We start from the raw sequence: 24,574 nt of genomic DNA, 5'->3' as shown, positions 1-24,574 counted from the left end.
CTTATTTACACTTTTTCCCTTTTCTTGACACCCGCCAGTTTCACTGCTGTCACCAGAAAACCGCTGATTGCCGTTCCAACTGCCAGTGCAATGATATAGAATAAAACATTTGTGACTGCACCTGGGATCAAAAAGACAAAAAATCCGCCATGCGGAACTGCAATGCCGCAATTGAGTATCATTGACAGAGCCCCGGCAACCGCTGAACCAACTGTAACTGAACCTAGCACTCGTATTGGATCTGCTGCCGCAAACGGGATGGCTCCTTCAGAGATAAAAGACAGTCCCAGTACCCATGCCGACTTTCCTGCTTCTCTTTCTTCGTTTGCATACAGCTGTTTTCCAAGTATAGTAGAAGAAAGAGCCATCGCCAGAGGAGGTACCATTCCAGAAACCATAACAGCTGCCATAATCGTGCTGGTCTCCCCTGCACCCAGATTTGTCAGTGAAGCGACACCAAAAAAGTATGCTGCCTTTCCGATAGGTCCGGCCAAATCAACAGCCATCATGGCTCCTAATATAAGCCCCAGCAAAACAGAATTAATCCCTGTTAAACTGTTCAACCAGTTCATTATCCCTTCATTAATTGCTGTGATTGGAACACCTACAACAAACTTCATAATTCCTCCGGCGATTAAAACTGATAGCACAGGAAGGATTAATACTGGCAGCAAACCGGAAAAAGCTGAAGGCAGTTTTAAAAATCTCTTTAATACTAAAATTGTATAGCCTGCCAGAAATCCGCCCAGCAGGGCTCCTAAAAAGCCGGCATTCATTCCCGAAGCAATCATCCCTGCCACCATTCCTGGAACAAGACCGGGTCGATCTGCAATAGAGAAAGCAACATATCCACCCAGAACTGGCCACATCAGCCCCATCGCCAAGCCGCCCAATTCATTAATTCCCTGAGCCAAATCTCCTTCGGCATTGATTCCCCCAAAAGCAAATGCCAGTGCAATACACAATCCTCCGGCAACTACAAATGGAATCATATAGGAAACCCCTGTCATTAAATGACTGTATATACCTTTGCCTGATTGTCTCTCTTCCTTCATATTTTCTGTTCCCGAACCCGTTTGATAAACAGGTGCTGAAAGTGATCGTTCCAGCAGGCTGGATCCGTTATTGATTGCTTCGTTCACATCCACTTCAATCAACCTTTTTCCATTAAAACGCTCTTTATTGACCGTTGTGCTGGCCGCAATCACTACTGCATCAGCTGCAGCAATTTCATCTGTGGTAAGAACATTTTCAGCCCCAATAGAACCTTGAGTTTCAACTTTGATTTCATATCCTTTTTCTTTTGCAGCCATTTCCAAATTTTCGGCAGCCATATACGTGTGGGCAATTCCAGTGGAACATGAAGTAATTGCAACTATTTTCATTCTATTTCCTCCTTAATCTTTCCTGCATCCAACCATTTCAGTGTTGATTCCTTGCGTCATTAGAGAATAATAGCTGTTACTGTTTACCACGGAATTTTTTATTTGAAAACTCCTTGGCAGAGTGAAATTTCTACATGTCAATAATCGAATAGATTTCTTCATTACTAACAGCGTTCATCAACTGCTCTCTAATCTCCTGATGCATCAGCTTTCTGGACAACTGGCTTAAAATCCTCAGGTGTTCGTTATCAGAATTTTCCGGGACTGCAATTAAAAATAATAAATGCACTGGATTTCCATCCATGGAATCATAAACAATTCCCTCTTTGCTTCGACCAAATGCCAGACTTGGCTCTGCAACTGCTGCCGACTTTCCATGTGGGATGCCTACGCCAAATCCTATACCAGTTGTTGCTTCCTCTTCCCTCTTCATTACAGCATTCAGATAGACAGGCAGATCTGTGACTCTTCCGCATGCAGCCATTTTTTCAGCCAGCTCTTTAATCCCTTCTTCCTTGTTTTTACTCTGCAATTCTGAGACAATCAGTTTTTCAGACATAAGCTCTTTTAAACTCATCCTTTTTCCTCCATGAATTCTTTATACGCTTCAACAATTGGAATTCCTGAACTCGTTCCCAGTCTTTCCGCCCCTGCTTCAACCATTGCCAAAGCTGTCTCCAAATCACGAATGCCTCCGGCAGCCTTAACTTTCACCTTATCACCCACTACCTCTTTCATCAATCTCACATCAGCCAGTGTTGCGCCGCCTGTACCAAATCCGGTAGAAGTCTTTACAAAATCCGGCAGTACTTCTTTCGCAATTTTACAAACAGCAACCTTTTCTTCATCAGATAAATAGCAGTTTTCAAGAATCACTTTGCTCAATATTCCTTTTTCCCGACACAACGAAACGATCTCTTCCATTTCCTGACGGATGTAAGCCAAATTTCCATCTTTTAACTCGCCTATATTAATTACATAATCAATTTCATCTGCACCATTACTAATTGCATTAGCCACTTCAAAGACTTTTGTCTCAATCGTCGCCTGCCCCAAAGGAAATCCAATCGCTGCACCAACATGAACAGGACTTTCCTTTAAAAGTTCTGCGCAATGCTGAACAGGAGATGAGTTAATTGCCACCATTTTGAAACCATAATCATTTGCCTCCTGACAAAGTTTTTTAAACTCTGCACGCTGTGCATCTGCCTTTAATAAGGTGTGATCAACCAAATTTGCTAATTCTTTCACTGATAAATTGACTGCCATTTCATTTCCTCCTCTTACTTGAATACGATTTCATTTTATCACAAACTTTCGTTTTGTCAACAAACAAAGGAAAACGAAAGCAAAATGTTTTCAATTACTTTCAAAATAAAGAAATAAGAGCAGGAAATACCATCACTTTTTGATGATATTTCTGCTCTTTTCATTCACTTCATTCTTTTTTCAGGCAGTTAAAACCGTCAATCCTTTAGCACTCATGGAATGCTGCTCTGTTTCTTTGACTCCTTTATCTGTAATAAAGATATCCACATCAGCAGTTCCGGCAAATAGTTTGAAACTTTCTTTCCCAATTTTGCTGGATTCACAAAGTAGCAGTTTCTGTCTTGCGATGGAAAACAAAATCTTTTTGAGTTCGGCTGTACCTACATTTGGCGTAGAATAGCCTTTCTCTATAGAAAATGATGTTGTCCCAATAATTGCTTTATCAACCAAAAATGTCCGTAATGTTTCTATCACCATTTCTCCGGAGGTATACTGAAATCCATTTCGAATAATCCCACCGATAAAACAAATCTCATGTTCTGTTTCCTCACTGAGCATGGAAGCAATCTGCAAATCATACGTAAGAATTCTTAGACCCTTAATCTGGCTGTGTACCAGAGCTTCTGCAAAAGCCAGACAGGAAGTCCCAGTGTCAATAACCAGAGAATCGCCCTCGTTCAGCAAACTAGCTGCTTTACGAGCAATCTGCCTTTTTTCATCCGTCAGTTCTCTGACTTTGGGCTTATCTTCAAAACTTCTTTGCGGATTGCGAATCGCTCCTCCATGAGTCCTTGTCAATAAATGCTCTTTTTCAAGTTCACGCATATCCGTTCGAATGGTACTGCCCGAAACCTGAAACAATTCCACCAAGTCCATTACCTGAAGCCGTTCCTGTTCTTCAAGCAATCGTAATATCTCAGCCTTTCGTTCCTCTGCATATAAAAATTTATTTTCTTCCAAGTCTTCACATCCTGTTATTTTCTTTTATTTACTGTCACTTAAAATAGTAGCATGAGTTTGTCTGAAAAGAAAGCTGAACAACTTTAAATCTTTTACTCATAACAGTTCATGGATCTTCAAACTCATTTTCCGGTAAAAACAAATAAAGGTCAGAACAGAAACAGATTCCGTTCCAACCCTTATACTCGATTATAATGCAGGCTAGATCATGACCATCCAGATTCCACCGGCAACCACAGCTCCAAGAATCGGACCAATAATTGGAACCCATGAGTATCCCCAATCTGATTCTCCTTTTGCTGCAATCGGCAGTATTTGATGAGCAATACGCGGTCCCAAATCTCTTGCAGGGTTAATAGCATAACCCGTAGGACCTCCAAGTGAAAGTCCAATGGATACGATTAGAATCCCAACGACAAATGGATTCACTCCGTCAGCGAATGTGTGTTGAGAAAATGCAAGCAGCCCAAGGATCAGAACAATTGTACCGATAGCTTCAGTCACTACATTTGCCGGATAATTACGAATTGCCGGCCCTGTAGCAAACGTCCCTAAAACAGCACCCTTATCTTCTGTCTCTTTCCAGTGCGGCAAATAAGCCAGCCAAACTAAAATTGCGCCAGTCAAAGCACCAGCCACTTGAGCAATAGCAAATGGAATGACCGCTCCCCATTCAAAATTTCCTACTACAGCCATTGCAATGGTTACTGCCGGATTCAAATGCGCCGGTCCCATAAATCCTGAGATATAAACAGCTATTGTTACAGCTGCTCCCCAGCCCAAAGCAATGACAACCCAACCGGAAGCTTCCGCTTTACTTTTTTTCAAATTGACGGCTGCACATACACCGTCACCTAAAAGTACTAAAATAAGTGTTCCCAAAAATTCACTGAATATTTGTGTCATGTTGAATGTGTCCATTTTGATGTCCCCTGCCTTTCAGCTCAGCCAAATCAGATTTAGCAATCGTTTTATTCAATTTTTCCTGATACTCCTTTGTCTCTGCACCTGTCCAGTGATAATAACCGGCCATCGCTGTAACAACTCCTTCTTTCACCTGATCCAGCGAATCTCTCATGAACAGAAGATGGTTTGTTCTGCGAACCAGATAATCTTCCGGCGTCAGCGTCATTTCTTCTTCAAGTGCATAGTATAAGCCCAATGTTTCTGCCAATGTCAGGTATTCAGCAGGTTCTATTTCATCGATGCGGTCAAACAGCCAGACAACATTTGATCCATATAAATGAGCCAGGTATGAAGCTTCTTCCTCACTTAATCCTTTAGCTGTACCTTTAGCTGCCAGTTGTTTTAGTTCTTCCTCGACATTTGCCGATGAAATTTCTCCGCCTGAAACAGGGTAGTTCTTAGAATCAACCAACTTGAAAACGCTGCCATATTCTTCTTTTAGAATATGCTGAATTTCTCTCATCGCTCCTTCAGCCATTTTTCTGTAATCCGTTATTTTCCCCCCTGATAACGTCAGCAGACCTTCTTCGGATCGTTCCAGCAAACTGCCTCTGGAAACAGCAGACGGATTATTCTCACTTTCCGATAATGAATCTTCCAGATGTTTCAGTACACTTTCTACCTCCAATCGTCCGATTTCCTTCTTTTGAAACTTTTCGACTGTTGAGATTAACTGGTTAAAACTCTCATCTGAAATCTTTCCATTATTCCCGCCATTATAATCTGATCCGCCGTTTCCTGAAATCAAAGGTCTTAAGCCCGCCCAGCTGGCTTCAATGTCCGTGATCGTCAGGTTTACCTCAGGATAGCGTGAATTAACCACTTCCAATAAATAATCAACATCCGCCTGGGTTACTTCCGGATGCTCATAATCCCCAGTATAGTCTGTATCTGTTGTGCCAAAATACGTTTTCTGTTCTCTGGGAACAACAAAGACCATTCTGCCGTCATTTTTACCGGTATCAAAATAGGTCGGCTGCGGAACATGGAGTCGACTGCTGTCAACGACAAGATGGACCCCTTTCGTTGGACGAAGCTGAGGAATAATTTCCGTTTCAGTATCCAGTCCCCGAACTTTATCAGCCCATGGTCCGGACGCATTAATTACAACTTTTGCCTTTATTTCAAACTGATCTCCCGTCAGCAGATCTTCCGCCTTCACACCGCTAATCTTTCCATTACTGTCAAAAGAAAAACCAACTGCTTTAACTCGGCTTGCCAGATAACCGCCATCCTGTGCTGCACGCTTGATATTTTCAATAACCAGGCGGGCATCATTGTTTCGAAAATCCAGATAAACTCCGCCTCCAAGCAATCCTTCTTTTTTCAACTGCGGTTCTCTTTCAAGCACCTCTTCTTTTGTCAATGTATAGTTCTCATATTTTGTGCCAAGAATACCTGCCAACCGATCATAAAGATCCATTGCCACCTTTACAGAAAACATGTTGAAGGTTGCTTTTGGTTCATCATAAATTGGCAGGAGCATTAAATCAGGCTTGGGAATATGGGGAGCAATTGCCTGAACAACCGCTCGTTCCTGAACTGTATCAGCAACAACCTCAACATCAAAATTTTTCAGATAGCGGATACCGCCATGCACCAGTTTTGTAGATCTTGAAGATGTGCCTTCAGCAAAATCCTGCATCTCAATCAGTCCCGTTTTCATTCCGGAAGCACTGGCCTGTAAAGCAACACCGGCTCCCGTGATGCCGCCGCCAATAATCAGTAAATCAAGTATTTCTTCTTTCATTTTCTCGATATATTGTTTTCTCTTGGCTGCTGAAAATGACATCCTGCACCCTTCTTCCTATTTTGGTTTATGTTTGAACATTTGTGTTGCTTTTACAGCCTGTTTCCAGCCTTCATATAAGTCTTCACGTTCTTCTTCAGCCATTTTCACTTCAAAGACCTGCCCTTCTTCATGGAATGCTTTCAGCTCATCCAAATCTTTCCAGAAGCCTACAGCAAGTCCTGCAAGAAACGCTGCACCCAAAGCAGTTGTTTCCAAATTTTGGGCTCTTTGAACAGAAGTATTCATAATATCCGCCTGAAACTGCATAAGCAAATCATTATTGGCTGCGCCGCCATCTACTTTTAAAACAGGTATATCAATACCAGTATCGTTTTTCATCGTGTCAATGATATCTCTCACCTGATAAGCCACAGCCTGCAATGTCGCTTTCACAAAATCTTCCCTTGTTGTTCCTCTTGTTAAACCAAAAACTGCCCCTCGTGCATCAGAATCCCAGTAAGGCGCCCCCAGACCGGTAAATGCCGGAACTACATAAACCTCATTATGATTGAAAGAAGCTTCTGCTACGGCTTCAGATTCTGCTGCAGTCTGAATCATCTTCAATCCGTCTCTCAACCATTGAACAGCTGAACCTGCAACGAAAATACTTCCTTCCAATGCGTAATAAACTTTTCCATTGATTCCATAGCCGATGGTAGTTAATAAATTATTATCTGACAACTGCGGTTTTTCTCCGGTATTCATTACTATAAATGAACCTGTACCATACGTATTTTTAACCATTCCCGGCTCAAATGCCATTTGTCCGAATAAAGCAGCCTGCTGATCTCCTGCCATGCCTGAAATAGGAATCTCACTTCCATAGAAATGATAGGTCTTTGTCAGCCCATACACTTCTGAATTTGATACAGCTTTTGGAAGCATCGCTTTTGGAATATTCAACAGCTTCAATATATCCTCGTCCCAATCCAGTTCATGAATATTGAAAAGCATCGTTCTGCTTGCATTTGAATAATCCGTTACATGGGTTTCACCACCGGTTAATTTCCACACCAGCCAAGTATCAATTGTTCCAAACAGTAATTCTCCTTTTTCAGCCCGTTCCTGTGCGCCGTCAACATGATCCAAAATCCAGCGGACTTTTGTGGCAGAGAAGTAGGCGTCAATAATCAAACCGGTTTTCTTGTGAATCATCTCTCCATGTCCATCCTGTTTCAGCTGATCAGCAATCGGCGAAGACTGCCGTGACTGCCAGACTATCGCATTATAAATCGGCAAACCTGTCTCTTTATCCCAGACAACGGTCGTTTCACGCTGATTGGTAATTCCGATTCCAACGATATCTGTTGGTTTGACTTCGGATTCAATCAGTGCCCCTGCAATAACTGACTGTACTGAATTCCATATTTCATTTGCATTGTGCTCCACCCAACCGGCTTTAGGAAAATGCTGTGTGAACTCTTTTTGGGAACTGCCGACTTTATTGCCGGCCTTATCAAAAATAATTGCTCTCGAACTCGTTGTTCCCTGATCAATTGCCATAATATATTTTTTCTCTGTCATGCTGCTTCCTCCTGTTTTATTGAAATCGCTTTCCTTTTCTATCATAAAAGAAAATGCTCCATTAAAAATGTCATATTTTTTTTAATTTTAAAAATTGTTGATAGTTTTTGATTCCCCCAGATTCAAAAGAGAGTGGGACAGAAATAAAGTTCCAAACGTTCTTCGTATCTAACCTCGAATAAACGGCGGTACAAAAGCAAAAATTCTTTTTGCGACGAGTAACCGCAGGAGCAGCTCCTTCGGAATTAAGCTGAACGATCCTGAAAATATGAGGATATTCAAGTCCTTCACCGAGTATGTAACAGGACTTCATCTACTCTGCTAAAGCAATCCTAGTGAAGCCTGTCAACTCTCGTATGTTTCATACGCGGAAGTTGATGTAATCGAAGCGCAGTGTATCAATTCTCAGCCATTCATTCTATGAATAGTGTTCCTTAATAATTTTCGGAGCTGATCGTTTTTGTTCCGACCTCAAGTTATCTATTACTTTTTTGATATAACTGCCTGATTTTTTTCTTGATTTTTTCAATATCATAGGCTGATCCCAGCTCTGAAAGAACATAGAGGTGCTGACCGGATGAGTAAGCTTCTCTCCCCATTCTGTTAGTAATAATTAAATCATAATTCTTTTTTATCCGGTATTCCTCAATCCTTACCCCGCTTACATTTTTTAAGCTCAAGATTAAAACCTGAGTCATTGCATCACGATATAATGGATCCATTTTCAAATCAATGCCAATTTGAAGCTCATTCATCATCTCAAAATCAATAATTGCAAGCAGACTCACATACTTTACCAGCGACCATTCATAAAGACTGTTGTTCTCTTCATAAGCCAAACCTAAAACATCCAAGCTTTCAGACAGTAATATTTTTGAAAAATTCATTAAATGGTGTCCTGAGAGTTTTTCTTCTTTTTCCCAAATATTGTCTTTGTCAAAAATTTCCAATTCTCCTTTAAAAAAATAAAGTCGGCTGTGAATTTGAGAAAAATAGTAAAAAATCTTTCTTTCAAGTGTCGGGAAAAATTTTTGAGGTCGATAATAGAGAACCGCATGTTCCAACATGAATGTATCCGCCAATGAAGTAGGTGTCCGCCTGCCTCTGATTTGTCCGTACCTTTCAATATCCTCTTCCGAAAGAACAAACATACTCGTTAAAAATATAAAATGCAGCATACTTTCTTCATTATCTATTTCAAGCGGGTAACGGCTGAAATAGCGTAAAATAAAAGATCGCAGCTGTTGAAACATCGGATCAGTTTCATAGCTTGATGATTTTTCTTTTAATAACCGATAAATTTTTCCAGGTACTGTAAGCCTCCTCTTGCTGATTGTCAGCCAAAGACTGAGCTTCAACCGACTATCCTGATCCAGCGTTATGGTCAGCCCTTTTTCAAGTGAATCGATCATTCGTTCATTCTGAGCGTTTATAGTTGCTTTTAAATGCTTTTCATAAGGGGTAAGGAACCAGTAAATTTGAAAATAAAAATAGCGGATTTGAAGTTCTTCTCCTTTTAAATGACCGTTCTTTATCTGAATATCAAATTCTTTTAACACAACATTCAGTTCTCTTATCTTTCTAAAAAGAGAGGACTCGCTTATCATAAATTTATTTGTTAACTGGATAATTGTAAACTCCCGGTGAATAAACAAATAATCAATCAACTGAAATTTAAGTGACTGCTGAAGATAGTCATTAATTACACGTGCCATACTAAAATGGGCTGCCAGTTCTACCTTGATCTGCTGCCCATCATAAAAAAGACAACAATCATTCCCATAAACTTTCAGTCCACAATTCAATGCCTTTAAGTCATTTTCCAGCGATGCCTTGGAAATATTGAGATACTTGATTAATGCTGCATCCGAAATTTGCCCGCCTTCCAGCACTACTTTCTTTAACAGCCGAATCTCCCGAGCTTTCTTTTTATCAAGTAATGATTCAACTCTCATTCTGCTCCTCCCATACTCCTTTTATTCCCAATAGATTTGTAATGTCTAAAGGACTTGAATAAAACGGATGGAAAAAATATTCTTTCTGATACACTTCCTCCAAACATTGTCCGACTTGAATACTCAATGCCAAAGTATTGATTTTTTCGAGAATATTGTCCTTTGAAACTAGCTGTGCACCTAATAATCTATGCGTGGCTCTTTCAAAAATGAGCTTCCCTGAAATTTCTTCACCTGAAAAAAGACTGCTTCTTTGTTTTATGTGAACAGAACCTACTTCTTGCGGATAAAACAGACTTTCTTCTTCGGTCAAACCTGTACTAGCTATATAATATCCAACAGCTCGCGTTCCAATGGTTCGAATTGAGCCGATAAATTCCGCTGTCGGAACTAATAAATTCTGCGAAACAGCCAGCCCTGTTCGAACGGCATTATTTACCAGTGGAATATAAAATGATTCCCCCAACACTGAATGAGCGATTTGAATACAATCTCCTGCGGCAAAAACATCCTTTTGAGAGGTCCTCAGGTACTCATCAACCAAAACAGTTCCATCGATGTGTCTTTTTATTTTAGAATCAAGATAGGATAAATCAGGGCGAACGTTCATTGCAAAAACAGCAACATCACTGAAGTATTCTTCCTTATTTGTATGTATGCTCAGTCCATTTTCAAGGCTCTCAATTTTATCTATAGGCTCATTGAAATGAAACAGTACACCTCTTTTCAACATCTCTTTGTAAACAGGCTGAATCATTTCTTTATCGAAATATTTGAACAACAGATAATCCATACTTTCAAACACACAAACTTCTTTACCCATTTTCAACAGACTGTCGATTGCTTCAATACCAATCTGACCACCGCCTATTATAGATACTTTCCGGCTGCTTTCCAACATTGGCAAAGAATGACAACTGTCTTCAAAGAATTTGTATTTTAGGACTTTTTTAGAACTGCTGCCGGATATCTTTTCTGACCATTGACTGGACCCTGTAGCCAGAATCAATTTGTCATATGAAAATAAATACTCCTGTCCCTTTTTAATATAAGTTAAAGCATAATTTTTCGTATGCAGCTTAATCACTTTTGATTGAAGCATCAACTGAATATTCTCTTTTTGCAATTCACTTTCAGTAATAAATCGTGCTTCCTTTAAACTGGCGATTTGATGATAGGCAAATAAATTTAATCCTCCGGGTAAATAGCCTATTTCTGATTGCTGATCAATAATATATATATCTGCTCTTTTAAATTTTTTTCGTACTCCAAAGGCTGCAGCTATTCCAGCAAATGAAGCCCCTATAATAACTACTTTCAATTTCAATTATCCCTCCCAGAAAGTAAAGCGCTTTCTATCAGGATAACATAGCAGACTGAAATGGACTATAAGAAAGAAACAACAATAGCTGTTTTTTCTTCCAAATTGTTCTTTTTCATTTGTATTTATCAAATAAATTAATCGAACCTTTATTTTTTTATTGCGAAGGACAAATTATTTAGGTATACTATAAGACGTAGGATAGAAATATTTAACTTGATATAAATAAAAGACGGCACTTATCTATTTGGCGCCAACCAGATAGTTTAAGCCTTGTACAGACAGCTGCCACTGCCGATACAAATGCCAGTAGTCTTCAGCTTTTCATACTAGTTTTTTTGTTTTGCCTGAAATCTTTCTTTAGAAGTTTACTTTTCTCCTTTCCCAAATTTCAGGTATCGGAAACTATGTATATTTGTTGTGAACTATTGACGGTATTGGAGCAGCAGCTCTGATACCGTTTTTTTCTATCCTGCTAGTTGTATTGAAGGAGTTTCTTTACAGCAGCAGGGAATGAAGCCAGACAGGCGGGAACTGTTTTCACCAGCACGACCCAATGAAAATACTCAACCCTAATCCTGATTTCTGTAACCTGATCTGGTCATTTTAAACAACAAAATAAAAAGGCACTTCATCCCCTGGCGCCAACCAGACGATGAAGCCTTGAATAGAGAGCTGCCACTATCTATCCAAGTTGCCCTTTGCGAGTACCGAAGTACTAGCGATCTTTATTGTACCTAATTTTCAGGAAAATATCTAGCATCAGTAGAATATTTCTATGAAATTAGGTAATAAAGTTTACTTACTCTTTGAAAAAGCGAATGGTGTGGGTGGATCTCAAGCTACTCATACCATTTTTTGTTTTCTGCTGAATTGAATCTCCTTCAATCCTAAATTTTAGAGCTGAGCAAATAAAAACTAAGACGCATGACTTTTTTGTACAAATTAGGAAATGAGCTGCTTTGCCAGAGCTCTTCAGTTAAGTAGTAATTATTTCCAAGTCTCTGTAAATCGCATATCCTGCACTACAGCTATCTTGACACATTATTGCTCAATTGAATATCCTGCTTACTCGCTTCTTTTCTTCAAGCTCTATCTTCAAATAATCCAAAACCTTCAAACTCAGGTCCGTGTACAGGATGCTCTTTTGGTCTGCCATCATGTTGACAATCAAAATGATGGAATCTGCCCTTTCTGCCTTTCCCTCCGAATCCTCTTCGACCATATCCATTATGCTTAAAAAACTTCTTCGCATCTTCCGGAAGCTCTTCATCAAGTTCTCTTGTAATTTTTCCGATTATTGATTGGAACTGACTTTTTTCTTCATCCGACAAGATATCAAATACGGATGTTTTCTTTTCTTCATCCATTTTCGCAACTTCTTTTCTCCCAGCTTCAGTCAGTGTAATCTCAGCAGCTGTTGAATCTTTTTTAGATACCTCTACTATAACCTTGCCTTTTTCACTCAAATGCTGTAAAAGCTGATTCAGCCATTTTGGATGCATTCCAAGAAGAAAACCAACTTCTCTCTTATTCATTTGCGGCTGTATCGTCAACAAGCTTAACAGTCTTCGCTGCTCTTTAACTGAAATTCCATCCCCATCTTTTTCTCTTCGCTTCCAGGTATAATACTGATGCATCGTTCTCTCGAAATTAAAATAGTCTTTTATTAGTTGATCATCAAAAAAATTTTTCATCATACATTCCTCCATTCGAATATCAAGGTACCTTACAAACTATCATTATACAGGTACCTGATTTATTAAACAAGTACCTTATCTTTTTCTTAAACTTTTACTTGGTTAACTCAATAGAATATAAAAAGAGGCCGCCCTTTTAGACTTGCCTCACTTTGTAACTTGAAAACTCTATTTTGTTTGTAATTCTTCTTCAAAAACATCTGCGACCTGATTCATTAGATTTCCTTAACCCAGATGTCCTTCATCTTCACCAATCAGAAACTGAGTATTTTCAGCGTACTCTTATCCGGAACCATTGGTTTCAAGATCATCTGTATCTTCGTAATCAATTTTTGCATCTTTCGTTCCATGACAGAATAATAGCAGTCTACATTGAATCCTTTCCGGCATTTTTGATAAATCATAACGGTTCACCCAGCTTAGCAGCAAAGGTAACTCTTACGAAATAAACATTCCCCGTTCAAGTTTTGAAGAGGCTCAATCATTTTCTTACTCACCACAAATTCTTTAGAAATATTCAGCTGTTCAAAATCTTCCAGGTCCTGTAATCATCAAAAAACTGAGCTTCTTCTTTGGCTGCTGTTACTATCTCATCAGGATAATTCATAACCTGCAGCAGCTGCAAAGCATTTCGTGTTGTTGCCGGTCCTGCTTTTAATTCGTAATCAAATGTAATTCCCTCTTCTTCCACACGTTCTTCAAAATGTACATTTTCACAGGAATGCTTTAAGATTTCGGTCAGCTCTATATCATGGGTCGCCACAAAGGCCAGAGAAGGGTATTGCTTCAGCCAGTTAATAATGCTGGCTGAAGCAGCAATCCGTTCAATCGTATTGGTGCCTTTGAGTATTTCATCAATGAAACAGTAATTACGTTCTCCATGTTCAACCTGATCCAACACTCGTTTGATTGATTTGATTTCTGCTACAAAATAGCTGTCGCCTTCAAATATATTGTCTTCAATCGCTATTGATGTTAAAACATGTCCTCTCTCCATCTTAAAGCTGTCTGCCGTTACAGTTTGTATTGTCTGGGCTAAAATGCAGTTAATTGCAATACTTTTTACATACGTTGATTTTCCAGAAGCATTAGAACCGGTAACTAGCGTATTATGCTCCCAATCAATAGGATTGGCAACTGCATTGACATATAATAAAGAATGGTAATTGTTCGTCGCAGTTATACCTCCTCTGGCAAATTCAGGCTGACAGACTGCAGGCATAAATAAACGGAAGTTCAGTACAGCATATGCCATTTCCATTTTTCCAAGAATATCCCATAACATTATTGCTTCTGAACGATGTCTGGCCAATCGCTTCAATACAAAATTATAGGAAATAAACGGCAGCATTAAAGCCATATTGACATAGTCAAAGATAATTTCAGCTTCGGAATTGGATTTTACTCTAAAAGAGAAGCCAACGAACAAAATCTTTTTCAGCGGACTGAGATTTTCTTTCAGCTTTTTTTGAACGGGTGTTTCCAGCTTGCTTAAATCTTTGGCTATCCCAAGTGTACGAACAAAGTAACGGAGACTGCTCAGTTCCATTTCCATCCGTTCCTTTTTGATTAAATAATAAACAGTATTAAAGCAGATACTGCCAAGTGAAACAGCCGCACCAAAAACTTGTCCAAAACTCAAGAAGAGAAGACCTGTGAAGGGCAGCAGCCCTAACAACATATATAGATAAAAATGAGGCAATTCCTTCCCTTCTGTTGTTGATAAATAATGTTTCACAAAATTATTATCTTTCTTTCCCAGCTGCGCAAATTTAAATTGTATTTTCTCACGCATCTCAGGATTGTTTTGATAAAAAGTGATCAGCTGTTCCATTTTTTCAGCCGACTGACTGTTAAAATCAAAGCTTCTAAGCTGCTGATACAATGCTTCTGACCCCACACTGGAATAGGTTGCATTAACTGCTTCAAAGACTTCCAACATATCTAAATCATTCCAAGTAATATCATCTACTATGCTGTCCGCTTTTTGATAGGTTTGAGCAGAATGCCATGCTTCTTTTAGGCTGTATTCATTATCCAAACGGCTCCAAGCCGGCTTTTTCCCCCACTGATATCTAATTCTCAGTTTAAGTTTATGCTGTGAAAAAAGCTCGATCATTATAATCAAGAGTACAACAGCCAGAATAGCGCCAATCCCTAACAATACACGCTTATCCATTTAACCATTCCTTTCAATTCCTTTTAAGTGTACCACTATTCATTATTTTCGTGAAATCGGGTTATACATAACCGAAAAAGCATGTTTTACTGATAATTAAATGATATTTGCAATTATCCTTATTCATTCAGAACCTTATTCTTGACAAAAAAGTACCATAATGAGATTCTTTTCTCCTAATAAACAAAATAAAGGTAACTCAAAATAATCTATGAAAACTCTGTACTGAATAATCAGTGCACTTGACAGCTAGCCTTCAACATCGATCGTGCTGAAGAAAAAAGTACAGTAAAAAAGTGCGTCAGAACAACAGGCTTAGCTTAATGATGCTCACTGTAAATTGTTCGTTTCACTGCCTTAGATAACAGCTGTTCTTTGACACGAGGATGAAGTGTCAAAGCAGATGAAAACTGCATTGCTGTTAGGTTTTCAGAGCATTTTTTAGAATATATTTTGAACTGCCCAAAATGAAAAGCGGAGGTTTTTTATGGCAACAATGGTTTTTGTGAATTTTCCTGTAACTGATGTACAACGCTCCACTGAATTCTATCAAAAATTGGGATTCACACAAAATAAAGATTTCTCAACAGAAGAAGCGAGTGCTATGGTTTGGGATGATAATTTTTGGATTATGCTTCTTAACCATGATTTTTACAGTAAGTTTATCAATGGTAAAAAAATTGCAGATACAAAAACTACCAGCAGTGTTCTGACTGCATTTAGTTTAGAAAGTGCAGAAGCTGTGAAAAAATTTGGCGAAACAGCAAAAGCAAACGGTGGTGATTTCTATCGAGTAGACATGGGCATTCCAGAAGAACAAATGTATGGACTGGAAGTACAGGATCCAGACGGAAATACATTGGAGCCGTCGTGGATGGCGATGTGATGAATACTGTCTTTTAGTATCAAGAAGAACAACAACGTGGGATGATTCATTTTATCCTACGTTGTTTTAATTGTACAGACACAAAAAAATATACTTCTAAAAATTGCAAAGTACTTTTACATTTAAAACGATCGAATAGAAGGCTAATCATTAATCGACAAATCGCCACACGTCAGACTATCTAACAAGTAACTCCGTTGATGTTATAATTGGGATAACTAGGGGAGTTTACTCAAATGAGCACTGTTCAAAGCTGCTCAAGAGAACAAATAAGGTTTCAGTTATTCTCATTTGATGAAATCATTGATAGTGAAAATCCAGTTCGAGCTGTCGATGCTCTCGTTGAATGACTTTGCTTATCTTAGATGGCATCATGGAGTATTAAAACAAAATCCTGGACAGCAGCCATATAACCGTACAGGGATAAAAAAGTAATACAGACATTTTCCTGTTTACTTAAAGAACTGAATTCTGTTGACTCAGAGACAATTCTACTTGGTCTCGTTTACAACTTCAAACGATTGATAAATATAAAGAAAGTTTCAGAAATCGTAAGGTTGTTGGCAACCCAATGATCCTGAAGCTTTTATTTTTTGTTATTCTGATGTCATTTGGAACTATGATTGAGTAAAATCGAAAATAGATTTTTTATGTTGAAGTATTTGTTAAACAGTCTGACACACGGCTCTCGTATACGGTGGTTCAACTTTATATCACATATACTTTTTGATACTGTGTGACTACTGGCAATAAACCGAAGCGTTCCAGTCTACAATTAGTGATTGTTGTACACAACACCACCCATGAATTGGCTATTCTTTCTGCTGCTTTTCTTGAATAGCTAATTCTATAAGCCTAATTTTTATCCATTCCCAGTTTGATTAAACTCTTTCGTCTGTTTTTGGGCGTTTTCCATTGTTTCCAAATATACATCCACAGCTGTTTAGATGAAACCTTATTTCAAAAATTGAAGTTAGTACTTGTGCAATCACTTGTTGGGTTACTCGGTCTATGACTGTTGGAATCCCCCAACAGCCTATCCCCTTTCATTGACCTTGAGATCGTTACCTGTCGTACTAGCTGTGACTGGTATTTCCCAAGTATTTTGCGACGAATCTCTTCCATTTTCTAGTGAATCCACTTATTTCATTAATTTTCTAACCATTAATTTTCGTGAAGGAATTAGTAAAATGCCTATAGCGACAAATAAAAATACGACAATATTTATTATCAATACTATCATTCCGTTCTCATACGTTAGCATTGGGCTAGTAAGAGGCTTCATGCTGCTTCCGCCTGATAGAATATGAGCTATATCAATGTAACTCAGTAGGATAAAATGTTTAAACTTATCGCTTACAAAAGCATTTATTACTTCATATTGACCAAAAATTAACGGAAATATCAAAACAGATATATTTAGTATTAAATTATCCGATAAGATTGATAACAACAATCCGAATAAATTAATAAATACCAAAAATAGAAATAGAAAAAGTACTGCTTTGAATACAAACTCCCCTGTAGATATAAGCTTTATATCTGTATTATTTTGTATAGTTGGAACAGGGTAGTTCAATTCTCCTATTCCATTTTTTATAGATAGAATAGTCAGAATAATTAAAAATGATCCTGTTACGTTAACAAAACTAGATATTATATTTGCTAAAAATTTGGTAAAATACGTTTTTAAATACGAATTAGGAGATATACAATATAGTATAAAATTATTTTTTCTGTAGTCTAAATTAAATACATATGCTACATGGAAACAAATTAAAATCAGTATAATTAGCATTAATTGCGGTGTAGATACTATCAGATTTAGATACTGTATTCCTTCTAATTTTTTTGTATCGTCACTTTTTTTATCCATATCATTATTTTTTAGATACTCAAGTATAGCAACCGTAATTTTTTTATCAATTAATGAACCTGCATGCAGTTTACCTGCTTCCATATCTTCTAGATTTTTCTTTTCAAAATTGAGTTCATTTTTTAATATGTTCTTAGTATCCTTTTTTTTCATGGATTCAACAAGCTCTTTTAAATAGCCGTTTACTTCCTTTATATCCTCAACTGTTTCTGCTGCTGTAGGATCATTCTTTATATTTTCGAGAGTTGTTAAATTTGCATTGTAGTTGTTTTCATAATATTTTAAATAATCAAATTGAGCATTCCCTAAAAATAATGGCACACATATAACAAATAACAACATGGAAAACAATATGTATATTGTTTTCTCTCTATATATTTTTATTAGTTCAAATTTTAACATTTAGTCTCTCCTTTTAGTTACATATAATTCATTGTATTCTTCTTTTAACAATTCATAATCTAAAGGAGCTGTTTTCAGAACACCATTATTTAAGAAGTAAATATTGTCACATAGTTTACTTATTTCAAAAATGTTATGAGAGGACAATAATATAGTTTTCCCTGCACTCTTTAGAGTTAAGAAAATAGTAGCTATATTTTCGATATTTTCAATGTCTAACCCATTTATTGGTTCATCAAAAATAATGAACCTCGCTCCACTAGAAATAGCGACAGCTATTAAAGCTTTTTGCTTCATGCCTAAAGAAAGATGCTTTATTTTTTTATTTTTATAACTTTCTACACCGACCAAATCAATAATATTTTCTAAATCAGATTTATATTCCCATAATTTTGCTATGAACAACATGTTTTCATAGACTGTTAAGTTAGAGAATAATTGATCCAAAGTTTCTAAAAAAAATATATTTTTGTTGAACTTTCTTCTATTTTTCAAAGTCTCCGAATTTATCTTTATTTCACCTGATTCAATTGGAATAATATTAACTAATGATTTAAAAAGAGTTGTTTTTCCCATTCCATTTGGAGCTACAACACAATTTATGGAGTTTTTTTTCAAACTCAGAGATAAGTTGCTTATTATCATTTCTTTTTTTATCTTTACATGAAGATTACTAATTGTTATTAATTCTTCCAAAACTGTTCCTCCTTAAAATTAGAAATTCCATTCATTTTAAATGTAATATTAAATTAAATTAACAAAACTTTTATTATTGATAATAATATGTTATCATGAATTAACAAAAAAACATATAGTTGGAGGTTTAAAAAATGAAAAAGAATCTTATTTATGGCTTTATTGTAACAATTTTGTTGGGAAGCAGTTTGTTGTTTGTTTCATCAGTTAATGCTGAAGAAGTTATTCAGAATGATGCTTTAATAGAGCTGCAAACAGAAATTGGCAGTCAGTCTGTCAACCCAAAAACTAGAGCATATGTTACTACAGTATTGAGATATTTCCATCAGTATCAAACTAGATTAACAGGGAATTGGGCTCCTAACCTACATGGGTATATCTACGGAACTATTAATGTTCAGAATGGATATGCTGCAAGTGGATGGACTCACCTAGGAACGACCAGCAATTCTAATTGGCTCACCTTAGAACACAAATTTGCTCAAAATTATAGAGTATGGTAAAAGAGACAAAATTTTCTGAAGATAGAGAATCGTTAGCAATTTAATCCACACCAAAACTAACTAAGTTATTTTTGGTGATAGAAGGATTTTCATGCTGAATAGATCGGGTTTTTATTAAAAAAATAGGTGGGTCATTTTTACAACTGTAGAAATAGCCCTCCTCAGCAAAGTATATTCTTTACGTTAATAAAGCGCATTACTCTTTACTTGGACATCGCTCCCGTTTATGGCAAGGTGGATGAATCGAACAGGGGAGGAAAAAATTTTATGACTTACGTTAGTATTCAAAAAGAAAAACGTAAAGACGGAACTCTTCAGGGAATACAAAATCATAACGATCGGAAAATGTCCCCTCACAATAACAAAGAAATTGATGCATCCAAAAGTGCCAATAACTATGAATTAACCGCTCATAAAAAGATACCGATTATCATAACAAGATAACAAAAAAGTGAGTCATTGAACGTCATACTCAATATATGAACCATTAATCGTAGTTAAATAAGTTGTTATGTAATCAATCCTATGTGCGGAAAGGGATTGAGCCGATAAATAATAAACTTATTTAGTTTCGCGGTATTTCGGTCGCTAGATATCATCAAATTAAACAGTATTTTATACTAGCAAAAATAAAATTTACTAATCATCTGTCATGGACTATCAACAAGTATTTTACTGATGGCATTCAAAATGACAAAGAAAATTTCTCATAAGCTACGGCGCTGTTCACGGTTCTTTTCTATTTAAAAACTAATATCGCTAAAAGACATGAATGTCCTTTACCAAAAGATGTACCCTGTGATAACTTTTATTTCCAGATCAAAAGCAATGATAGAAGAGTTGGTATCATTAAAAAAAATTTTTTGTATTATTAATTTTGGTTATTTGGGGATTTAGGGTAAGTTGTACGAAGAATGAAAAACAAAATGAACAAGCTGAAACACCTGCACCCGTTGAAGAAATTCCACCAAGGAAGATTAGAGGGGAGATACTTTCAGTGAATAAGCTGGCATTAAAAATAAAAGTAGATAATAGCCAGATTGAATCAGATAATGGGATTTTATTAGTAAATACATCAGAATATTTATCAATGGTTTCAAGGTCAAAAATAGGCGCTACGAGATGATAATTGTCCGCTACTCTTTAAGTAAAACGGGCTCTCTATTTTTTACAACTATTCCACAATAAATACTGATTTTTAACAACCGTAACAATTCGACTAAAATACAAATAATTAAAAATTTTCAAAAAGAATGAACTTTCTTATTTTTATTAATATTTTTCAAATTTTGAACACTATATGAAAGCGTTTAACGTAATTATCAATAACATGAAGTAACAACGATATATTGACTAATAGAGAAACTCATGCTAGCTTTAATTTGGAAACAAAAATATAGAATTAAGGGGGGTTTTATTATGAAAAAGCATTTTGTGAAAATGGTAACTTGTTTTAGTTTAGGAGTTATTTTGACATCCCTAGCACCGGCGGGAACAGCTTTGGCTGCAGAATATTCTACGCCAGAATTGTCTGCATTTTCTGGACCAGAAATTTCTTTAAGAACTGGAGGTTATATTGCTAAAAATCATCGAACGACTAATTATCGAGTGACTTCTGGATGGTATTATTCACATACAGTTAATTTTGCAGTTAGTCAGTGGGGAGTAACTGTTAGCAGAAGATATAATGTTTTCCGTAGAAATGTATCGTATACAGCTCAATATGATCTATACGACAAATACAGTAATAGATATATACGAACTGTATCTACTAAGCATAATAGTGTTGAAGAACAGCACAGATTAGTCTATTAGACAGGGGGCGTTATTATGACAGAGAAAAGAGACCATCTTTATTTTCATATTTATTTAGCAATCTTTCTGTATCCTGCTTTACCAAGAGTACAGATATCTACGCTTTCTCCATTTCTGAATGTATTGTTTGATATAAAAAAAAATGCAGTCCCTTTTATTATATTGCTAATGCTTTTTATAACCATTCAAAAGATTCACTTCAATAAATTCAAAAAATTGAATCTAAATAATATGATTGTTTTAGTTTATACTCTCTATTTGCTGTCACATAGCCTATTTTTTATAGTTCTAAATTTTATATGAACAAAATAAAGGGGTGTTGTGACAAAAGTAGTCCTAAAATAATCAAAAAAGAAAAATGGCAATCGAAAAGCTGTTGAAAGATTTCGATTGCCGTTTTTCTTTGTCTTTTCCCCGTGCTCTGGCAGCAAGCCCAGCCACTGCTCCTCCCCAGATAAAATTAATCAGGTTGCCATGGATTCAGACATACTTTTGCAAGTCTCATGTATGACTCCGGATCTGATTCAAAAGAAGTTCAAGAAATACTTGAACATATCGATATTGCAATCACCATGAACACATATACGCATGTATCTGAGAAGAAACTAAGCACTGCAATTGAACGGCATACACAGTATATGAACTTTTGATTGTAGTTAGCCACGTAGTTAAATATAATTTATAAGCAAAATAAAAAAGCTAGAACCCTTATCGCACAAGAGTTCTAGCTCACAAATAAATTTCTTACTTAGTCTCGCGGTGTAAAGTAACTTTTCTTTCACGCGGGCAGTATTTTTGTTTCTCCAAACGATCTGGAGTGTTACGTTTATTTTTGCTTGTAAGGTAGTTGCGTTCTTTACAAGAAGTACATTCTAATGTGATGTTTACGCGCATTTCTTTCCCTCCTATACTTGATTCATTGATATCTAAGATAATTCTTAGCCTCAAATATCATATCATGTTTACTTTTCAATTACCAGCCTTTTTACAGATTTTGTAAAGTGAAACTCCTTTACAAAATCATTGTTTATACATTTCAGCATACGCATTAACAATTGCGTTAACAACATACTGATTTGCCTTGTAATTTTCAGTATCATTGTTTAGTCGCGGCAAAATTACGCTGATGGCAATTTCAGGATCATCATAAGGAGCATAGGCAACAACATTACTATTGATTAAGTCGCTGTGTACTGTCCCATCTTCATCTCTATAAAAAGCCTCTGCAGTCCCTGTTTTCGCTCCCATTTCAAGTGCTGCTTCAGCCATATATCTCCCTGTAGTGAATCCGCTGGTTCCATACACAACCTGATGGAATCCTCTTTGAATCAAATCCATCTGCTCAGCTGATATATTCACTTCATTCAACACTTCAGGCTCAATCTTTTCTACAAGCTCTCCGATAGTGCCATCAGAATTATTATCATAAATACCGTCAACAATATGAGCCTTCATCCGTTTTCCGTCATTCGCAATCGTCCCTACATACTGAGCCAGCTGCAATGCAGTATAGTTATCATACTGACCAAAAGACAAATCCAGTAAATTACCTGCACTAGGTGCATAATCAGGATCATCAAAATTACTTGGTACAAGTCCCGTAGATTCCCCAGGCAAATCAATACCTGTTGAGACGCCCATTCCATATTCAGCATAGGTTGTTCTCAAAATATCAAATACTCGTGAATCTCCTTCTGTATATGGAACAGTCATATTATAACTATATTCTGTTCCCAACATTCTAAGAACCAGCTGCATCATATAAACGTTGGATGAATACTCCAGAGCCTGCTCTGCGGTTACCTCTATCCTATTGCCCAATACCGGGTTAAAGTTAGATGATTTCAGATTACTTCCCCCAATTTGAAACGGCTCATCAATGAACGATTCGTTACCATTGATAATACCCGCTTCATAACCGGCTGAAATAGTAGCCCCTTTGACAACTGATCCCGGTTCAAAAGCTTTGTTAATTATTGACAGAGGATCTGGAGTTAATGCATTCGTAATGAGATCACGATTATAACCCACCATTGCCAGAACTGCCCCTGTTTTAGGATTAGTCACTGCAACATAGACTCCATCAGAATAAGGTGCCTTTCCAGTTTGCAGCAATTGTTCATACTGTGCTTTAACAACCTCTTCCACTTTGGTTTGAAATTTTGAATCAATCGTCAGCTTCAGATTTTGTCCCTTCTCTCCTTCAGAAACAAGTGTCTGACTGGTGACTTTGCCATTATTGTCAACAACCAGCTGAGACTTCGATTTCGTCCCCTGAAGAACAGATTCATATTGTTTTTCCAAATAGCTGGTGCCCACACGATCATTTCGAGCATATCCCTTTGCCAGGTACTCTTCCACTTCTTCTGCCGGCAAACCGGATTTCTCAGTGGAGACAGTTCCTAATATCGTTCTCAACAAATCACCCTGAGGATATTCTCTTGTCCAGTCCATGCCTGTGGATACGCCGGGAATTTGAGCCACATGTTCTCCAATTACTGCGATTTCGTCTTCTGTAACTCCGTCATTCTTAATAAAGGTTGTGTTCAATTCAAGAACAGAGTTCATTTTTTTGAATATCGTTGCTGCTTGAAGCGTATACTCATCAAAATTGATTTCTTCCTCTGTTACTTTATCTACAGTCAGAGAATACAGGGTACTTTCATTTGTAATGGTATTACCCTTCTCGTCAGTTTTATCCTTATCCGTCAAACGATCCTGTGCTGCTTTTAGATTTTCACTATTTGCAAGCCAGTAGTCCTTTTTATCTCTTTCTGTCAGTTCCTCTGCTGGAACATTGATCAACTCATTAACACGATTGGCAATTTCCAAAATATCCTCTGCCTGAACATTCTTCCCTCGTGTATACGTAATTGCCAAATTTGATTTATTGCTTACCAAAGCAGTTCCATTCACATCATAAATTTCCCCTCTGGGAGATGCGCTCTCCACTTCAAGATTGGAAATCTGACTGATTCGCTCCTCATAATCTGCTCCTTCAACAATTTGAAGATAGCCCAAACGAACAATCAATGAAACAAACAAACCAAAAATAATAAAAAATAGAAAGTTCAATCGAAAGGGGATATGTGATTTCCTTGCTTTATATGTACTTGGTTCTTCCTGATTCTTTTTCCATTTATCTAAGAAATTCATATTTTTCATAGTAGTTTCCTTTCAATACTCAAAAAGTCCTGCTTTCTTATTCTAACCAAAAATATCTAAAATTAATAGTGGTAATAAGCATCGTAAGCAAATATTTAAAAATTTCTTCTGAAAATCAATTATTATTATGAGAAATAAACAACTTCATCTTTCCTGTTGAAACTTGATCAAGTGCTGAGA

At 37.0% G+C, this 24,574-nt stretch carries 20 protein-coding genes and 1 pseudogene; 6 read left to right on the top strand and 15 right to left on the bottom strand.

The annotated features are described in order from the left end of the window. Positions 1 to 5 precede the first annotated feature (5 nt). From LI954_RS13775 to LI954_RS13725, 11 genes are all read right to left on the bottom strand, one after another. Positions 6 to 1,385 (bottom strand): PTS fructose transporter subunit IIC, encoded by a 1,380-nt coding sequence (locus LI954_RS13775; RefSeq protein WP_229444753.1) that lies wholly within the window; start codon positions 1,383 to 1,385, stop codon positions 6 to 8. A gap of 130 nt (positions 1,386 to 1,515) precedes the next feature. Then, positions 1,516 to 1,962, bottom strand: a complete 447-nt coding sequence (locus LI954_RS13770) for a PTS sugar transporter subunit IIA (protein WP_229444752.1) — start codon at positions 1,960 to 1,962, stop codon at positions 1,516 to 1,518. Beyond that, positions 1,959 to 2,654 carry a deoxyribose-phosphate aldolase gene (deoC, locus tag LI954_RS13765; protein ID WP_229444751.1) on the bottom strand — a complete coding sequence of 232 codons (696 nt, stop codon included), beginning with the start codon at positions 2,652 to 2,654 and terminating at the stop codon, positions 1,959 to 1,961. Before deoC ends, LI954_RS13770 begins: the two co-directional genes overlap by 4 nt. A 180-nt stretch (positions 2,655 to 2,834) precedes the next feature. Beyond that, positions 2,835 to 3,614: a DeoR/GlpR family DNA-binding transcription regulator gene (locus tag LI954_RS13760; protein ID WP_229444750.1), complete on the bottom strand. Its 780-nt coding sequence runs from the start codon at positions 3,612 to 3,614 to the stop codon at positions 2,835 to 2,837. 201 nt (positions 3,615 to 3,815) lie between these two features. Next, the gene (locus LI954_RS13755; protein ID WP_229444749.1) at positions 3,816 to 4,535 is read right to left on the bottom strand and encodes an MIP/aquaporin family protein; all 720 of its coding nucleotides are present in this window, start codon (positions 4,533 to 4,535) and stop codon (positions 3,816 to 3,818) included. Continuing rightward, positions 4,501 to 6,372, bottom strand: a complete 1,872-nt coding sequence (gene glpO / locus LI954_RS13750) for a type 1 glycerol-3-phosphate oxidase (RefSeq protein ID WP_229444748.1) — start codon at positions 6,370 to 6,372, stop codon at positions 4,501 to 4,503. The genes LI954_RS13755 and glpO overlap by 35 nt, the downstream gene beginning before the upstream one ends. Before the next feature lie 15 nt (positions 6,373 to 6,387). Further along, a complete protein-coding gene (gene glpK / locus LI954_RS13745; protein ID WP_229444747.1) occupies positions 6,388 to 7,896 on the bottom strand; it encodes a glycerol kinase GlpK in 1,509 nt (502 codons plus the stop codon). A gap of 476 nt (positions 7,897 to 8,372) precedes the next feature. Further along, entirely contained in the window at positions 8,373 to 9,851 is a 1,479-nt protein-coding gene (locus LI954_RS13740; protein ID WP_229444746.1) for a helix-turn-helix domain-containing protein, read from the bottom strand. Beyond that, on the bottom strand, positions 9,841 to 11,178 hold the full coding sequence (locus tag LI954_RS13735) for an FAD-dependent oxidoreductase (RefSeq protein WP_229444745.1): 1,338 nt from the start codon (positions 11,176 to 11,178) through the stop codon (positions 9,841 to 9,843). Before LI954_RS13735 ends, LI954_RS13740 begins: the two co-directional genes overlap by 11 nt. A gap of 1,079 nt (positions 11,179 to 12,257) precedes the next feature. Then, positions 12,258 to 12,872: a MarR family winged helix-turn-helix transcriptional regulator gene (locus tag LI954_RS13730; protein WP_229441913.1), complete on the bottom strand. Its 615-nt coding sequence runs from the start codon at positions 12,870 to 12,872 to the stop codon at positions 12,258 to 12,260. 517 nt (positions 12,873 to 13,389) lie between these two features. Continuing rightward, positions 13,390 to 15,051, bottom strand: a complete 1,662-nt coding sequence (locus tag LI954_RS13725) for a MutS-related protein (protein ID WP_229444744.1) — start codon at positions 15,049 to 15,051, stop codon at positions 13,390 to 13,392. A 487-nt stretch (positions 15,052 to 15,538) separates the two neighbouring features. Between LI954_RS13725 and LI954_RS13720 the strand changes: the two genes are divergently transcribed. Beyond that, complete coding sequence (locus LI954_RS13720; RefSeq protein ID WP_202068777.1) at positions 15,539 to 15,937, top strand: VOC family protein; 399 nt, start codon at positions 15,539 to 15,541, stop codon at positions 15,935 to 15,937. A 1,141-nt stretch (positions 15,938 to 17,078) separates the two neighbouring features. On the opposite strand, the gene LI954_RS13715 is transcribed toward LI954_RS13720, so the two are convergent. Together LI954_RS13715 and LI954_RS13710 are read right to left on the bottom strand one after the other, a co-directional pair. Next, the gene (locus LI954_RS13715; protein ID WP_229444743.1) at positions 17,079 to 18,215 is read right to left on the bottom strand and encodes a hypothetical protein; all 1,137 of its coding nucleotides are present in this window, start codon (positions 18,213 to 18,215) and stop codon (positions 17,079 to 17,081) included. After that, entirely contained in the window at positions 18,216 to 18,911 is a 696-nt protein-coding gene (locus LI954_RS13710; RefSeq protein WP_229444742.1) for an ABC transporter ATP-binding protein, read from the bottom strand. Between the two features lie 134 nt (positions 18,912 to 19,045). Here LI954_RS13710 and LI954_RS13705 point away from each other — a divergent pair, with 134 nt between their 5' ends. The 5 genes and pseudogenes from LI954_RS13705 to LI954_RS16380 all read left to right on the top strand — a co-directional run. Continuing rightward, positions 19,046 to 19,414 carry a hypothetical protein gene (locus LI954_RS13705; protein WP_229444741.1) on the top strand — a complete coding sequence of 123 codons (369 nt, stop codon included), beginning with the start codon at positions 19,046 to 19,048 and terminating at the stop codon, positions 19,412 to 19,414. Positions 19,415 to 19,681: 267 nt separating this feature from the next. Next, complete coding sequence (locus tag LI954_RS13700) at positions 19,682 to 19,858, top strand: plasmid recombination protein (protein WP_229444740.1); 177 nt, start codon at positions 19,682 to 19,684, stop codon at positions 19,856 to 19,858. 553 nt (positions 19,859 to 20,411) lie between these two features. Then, the gene (locus LI954_RS16150) at positions 20,412 to 20,540 is read left to right on the top strand and encodes a hypothetical protein (RefSeq protein ID WP_267491503.1); all 129 of its coding nucleotides are present in this window, start codon (positions 20,412 to 20,414) and stop codon (positions 20,538 to 20,540) included. Between the two features lie 293 nt (positions 20,541 to 20,833). Beyond that, positions 20,834 to 21,229: a hypothetical protein gene (locus tag LI954_RS13695; protein WP_229444739.1), complete on the top strand. Its 396-nt coding sequence runs from the start codon at positions 20,834 to 20,836 to the stop codon at positions 21,227 to 21,229. Between the two features lie 485 nt (positions 21,230 to 21,714). Then, positions 21,715 to 21,879, top strand: a pseudogene (locus tag LI954_RS16380) (tyrosine-type recombinase/integrase); the annotation flags it as partial. Between the two features lie 94 nt (positions 21,880 to 21,973). Here LI954_RS16380 and rpmG read toward each other — a convergent pair. Together rpmG and LI954_RS13685 are read right to left on the bottom strand one after the other, a co-directional pair. Next, complete coding sequence (gene rpmG / locus LI954_RS13690; protein WP_202068787.1) at positions 21,974 to 22,123, bottom strand: 50S ribosomal protein L33; 150 nt, start codon at positions 22,121 to 22,123, stop codon at positions 21,974 to 21,976. A gap of 126 nt (positions 22,124 to 22,249) precedes the next feature. Beyond that, the gene (locus tag LI954_RS13685) at positions 22,250 to 24,394 is read right to left on the bottom strand and encodes a penicillin-binding transpeptidase domain-containing protein (protein ID WP_202068788.1); all 2,145 of its coding nucleotides are present in this window, start codon (positions 24,392 to 24,394) and stop codon (positions 22,250 to 22,252) included. Positions 24,395 to 24,574 lie beyond the last annotated feature (180 nt).

Source organism: Enterococcus sp. CWB-B31 (genome assembly GCF_020567645.1).
Lineage (GTDB): Bacteria > Bacillota > Bacilli > Lactobacillales > Enterococcaceae > Enterococcus_L.
Note: the sequence above shows the minus strand (reverse complement) of the source record. Positions and strands in the feature narration are given on the sequence as shown.

What these genes read in the sequence shown, in the direction of transcription:
- LI954_RS13775 (WP_229444753.1), bottom strand. Translation starts at nt 1,385, where the DNA reads ATGAAAATAGTTGCAATTACTTCATGTTCCACTGGAATTGCCCACACG.
- LI954_RS13770 (WP_229444752.1), bottom strand. Translation starts at nt 1,962, where the DNA reads ATGAGTTTAAAAGAGCTTATGTCTGAAAAACTGATTGTCTCAGAATTG.
- deoC (WP_229444751.1), bottom strand. Translation starts at nt 2,654, where the DNA reads ATGGCAGTCAATTTATCAGTGAAAGAATTAGCAAATTTGGTTGATCAC.
- LI954_RS13755 (WP_229444749.1), bottom strand. Translation starts at nt 4,535, where the DNA reads ATGGACACATTCAACATGACACAAATATTCAGTGAATTTTTGGGAACA.
- glpO (WP_229444748.1), bottom strand. Translation starts at nt 6,372, where the DNA reads ATGTCATTTTCAGCAGCCAAGAGAAAACAATATATCGAGAAAATGAAA.
- glpK (WP_229444747.1), bottom strand. Translation starts at nt 7,896, where the DNA reads ATGACAGAGAAAAAATATATTATGGCAATTGATCAGGGAACAACGAGT.
- LI954_RS13740 (WP_229444746.1), bottom strand. Translation starts at nt 9,851, where the DNA reads ATGAGAGTTGAATCATTACTTGATAAAAAGAAAGCTCGGGAGATTCGG.
- LI954_RS13730 (WP_229441913.1), bottom strand. Translation starts at nt 12,872, where the DNA reads ATGATGAAAAATTTTTTTGATGATCAACTAATAAAAGACTATTTTAAT.
- LI954_RS13725 (WP_229444744.1), bottom strand. Translation starts at nt 15,051, where the DNA reads ATGGATAAGCGTGTATTGTTAGGGATTGGCGCTATTCTGGCTGTTGTA.
- LI954_RS13720 (WP_202068777.1), top strand. Translation starts at nt 15,539, where the DNA reads ATGGCAACAATGGTTTTTGTGAATTTTCCTGTAACTGATGTACAACGC.
- LI954_RS13715 (WP_229444743.1), bottom strand. Translation starts at nt 18,215, where the DNA reads ATGTTAAAATTTGAACTAATAAAAATATATAGAGAGAAAACAATATAC.
- LI954_RS13705 (WP_229444741.1), top strand. Translation starts at nt 19,046, where the DNA reads ATGAAAAAGAATCTTATTTATGGCTTTATTGTAACAATTTTGTTGGGA.
- LI954_RS13700 (WP_229444740.1), top strand. Translation starts at nt 19,682, where the DNA reads ATGACTTACGTTAGTATTCAAAAAGAAAAACGTAAAGACGGAACTCTT.
- LI954_RS13695 (WP_229444739.1), top strand. Translation starts at nt 20,834, where the DNA reads ATGAAAAAGCATTTTGTGAAAATGGTAACTTGTTTTAGTTTAGGAGTT.
- rpmG (WP_202068787.1), bottom strand. Translation starts at nt 22,123, where the DNA reads ATGCGCGTAAACATCACATTAGAATGTACTTCTTGTAAAGAACGCAAC.
- LI954_RS13685 (WP_202068788.1), bottom strand. Translation starts at nt 24,394, where the DNA reads ATGAAAAATATGAATTTCTTAGATAAATGGAAAAAGAATCAGGAAGAA.